1 protein-coding gene is annotated in these 2779 nt (G+C 73.0%); it reads left to right on the forward strand.

Annotation, left to right across the window (positions count from 1 at the left end):
* Positions 1-1549 precede the first annotated feature (1549 nt).
* A complete protein-coding gene (locus tag ABZ449_RS41920; RefSeq protein ID WP_360357377.1) occupies positions 1550-2155 on the forward strand; it encodes a Mu transposase C-terminal domain-containing protein in 606 nt (201 codons plus the stop codon).
* Positions 2156-2779: the final 624 nt, after the last annotated feature.

Here is a 2779-nt window from a genome sequence, read left to right on the forward strand (position 1 = left end):
CGAGTACGAACAGGCGTACTGGGCGAGACTGGAGCAAGCCCCTCAAGCCGCCTGATCACACGATCGCGGACTCCACGGAAGTCGGGGCAGCTCAGGACCACGGCCCGCACCACGGCCACGGGCACAGCAAGGGCGAGGACAGCGAGGGCCGGCCACACCGGCGGGCTGGGACAGCACACCGCGAAACACTCCCACCAGACGAAACAGCCTGGGACTGTCCCAGCGAAACAGACACACCCGGCGGGCTGAGACATAGCTGGAACAGGCCTGGGACAACCTCCGCTCGGCACACGGCACCGACCACCGGCGGGGCAGAGCGGCCGCGACGGCGGACTCGGCGCCGAGCACGACGACGGCCAGGACCACGACGACGTCGAACGGAAAAGGGCGCCGGAATTCCCACGGGAACGACACCCGAATTCCCGGGTATACGACGCCGCGAAAACACCGTGGAACATCGTCAGGACAGGCCGGGAAAACAGGGCGGACACCGCCACGGGAAACAAGGGCGGTGCCACTCCCCGGACCCGGCGCCCGACCGGGGGGACGACCCGGCGTGACAACCACGCAACGTCACCGAACCGACCCCCACCGACACCCCCAACCCGGCCGAGGCGGGCCCGGAAACAAGCGAAAACACCACCCCGAACACCCCGGAACGCCCTCAGGTCACACCCCACGAGGGGCCGACGAGACGGACGCCGGACGGTGACGCAACCACCCGGCACAGCCCGACCGGACTCGCCCGACCGGGTCCCTACCACGGCACCCGGGCCCGGCGGACCGGACGACAGCGGGGCGGCTTGCGGCAGCCAGCCGGGTTCCGTCACCGTGGATCCGTGACGGAACATCACGCGCGGACGCCCTCCCGGTGTGCCGGTCCCGGCTGCGAAGAGCGGCTCCCCGGGCCCGCCCGCACCGGCCGGCCCGGCCTGTTGACTTACGGGCAGGCCTGCCGCCAGGCCGCCCTGCGCCGGCGCCGCCTGGACGGGGGTGACAGTCGCCTCGGCGGCCCTCTGGTCCACGGCGACCGCGCCGTCGACATCGCCACGCCCCTCCAGCAGCACCGCCAGCCGCCGCGCCGCGCGCCCATGGTCCTCGGCCGCCGCGTAGGCTCGCAGCTCCTCGATCCGGCCGTGCCGGGCGAGGAGCCGGATGTAGGACTCCAGCGCGCGCGGGTGGCCGAGCACGATCCGGGCGCGGGCCAGCTCGATCGCCTCCCCGGCGCGGCCCCAGCCCTCCAGCAGCCACGCTGGCTGACCCCACCGAACTGCCCGGCCGGCCCGCGCGCACCGCCGCCAACGGCCACGTTGAGCGCGCCTTCGGGTCCGTCAACACCCTGTTCTGCCAACACGTCGCCGGCCACACCAGCTCCAACGTCCTGCGCTGCGGATCCGGCAGCCAGCGCGAAGCCCTGTGGAGCGTCGCCCAGCTGCAAGACCTCCTCGACCAGTGGATCACCGTCGAGTGGCAGAACCGCCCCACCGAGGGACTGCGCCACCCCTCGATACCCGCCACCGCCCTGACCCCGAACAAGATGTGAGGCGCCGTGCTCGGCGCCACCGGGCACGTACCACTGCCGCTGAGCGGCGACGACTACATCGAACTGTTGTCCGTGGTCTGGAAACCGACCACGGAGCGCGGCATCCGCCTGAACCACCGCACCTACGACCACCACATGCTCACCGACTACCGCGGCCAGCCCTCCGGCGTCACCACGCAGCAGGGCCGGTGGGAGGTCCACCACAACCCCCACGACGCCCGCCGGATCTGGGCCCGCCTCGGTGACGGCGCCTTCACGCCCATCCCGTGGATCCACGCCGACCACGTCCACCAGCCCTTCGGCGACCAGCTGTGGCAGCACCTCAAGGACACCGTCGCCCGGCGCGGCGACCGCGACCGGCACGAAGCCGACCTCGCCCAGGCCCTCGACGACCTCCTGCGCCGCGCCCGCACCGGCACCACCCACCCCCCGCGAACACGCCCTGATCACCCGCCACGCACCCGCCGCCCTCCCCCACGACCACACCAGCGGGCCCGGTGGGCCCGTCGGTGCCGTGGAGGACCCGGGCGGACAGACCCGAGGACGCGGGAAGACGAGGCGCCAGAAGCAGACCGCCGCCCCGGAGAACTCAGGCCCCGGGCAGCAGCCTGACGACCACGGGTCGGCTGTTCCGAGGCCGCGGCGGGCCAGCGCTGCACGGTCCGAGACGGCGGCCGGGGAAGGCGAGGCCCCCGCGGCGCTGTTCGACGCCGCCGCACCGTGGCCCACACCGATGCGTCCGCCCAGGAAGTCCGCACCCGCGCGGTGAGGGTGAGGAGGACGAGGACGGCCTCGACGCCGACCTCGTCTGGGACGACGAGGACGAACTGGATGATGAGGACGCGGTGGACACCGGCTTCGGCCTGTACGACGCGGCCGAGGAGGCGCAGCAGTGGTGACCCCGACCGCCGGCCAGCCCGCAGTCCAGGCCGGGACCGCGACGCCCACCACATGGGAGGAATGGCGGCGCTTCGTCGACCGCAAACGGCCCGCACCGCCCTCACCGGACAAGCCCCGGCGCAGCTCGGCCCAGCCCGGCCTACCACTCCCGGTTCGTCGTCGTCCGCACCCCCGTCCTCGAGCAGATCACCACCAGCGTGCGAACCCTCACACTGCTCGGGCGCCACCAGGACGGCACCGCCCGGCCCGGCAGATGGAATTGGCCGGACACCCGGCGGTGTCCATCGATTCCGCAGCCCTCGCCGTCGATCGGACCGTCATCCTGGCGAGGGTCGG

This window comes from Kitasatospora sp. NPDC005856 (assembly GCF_040629945.1).
In the GTDB taxonomy this organism is placed as follows: domain Bacteria; phylum Actinomycetota; class Actinomycetes; order Streptomycetales; family Streptomycetaceae; genus Kitasatospora.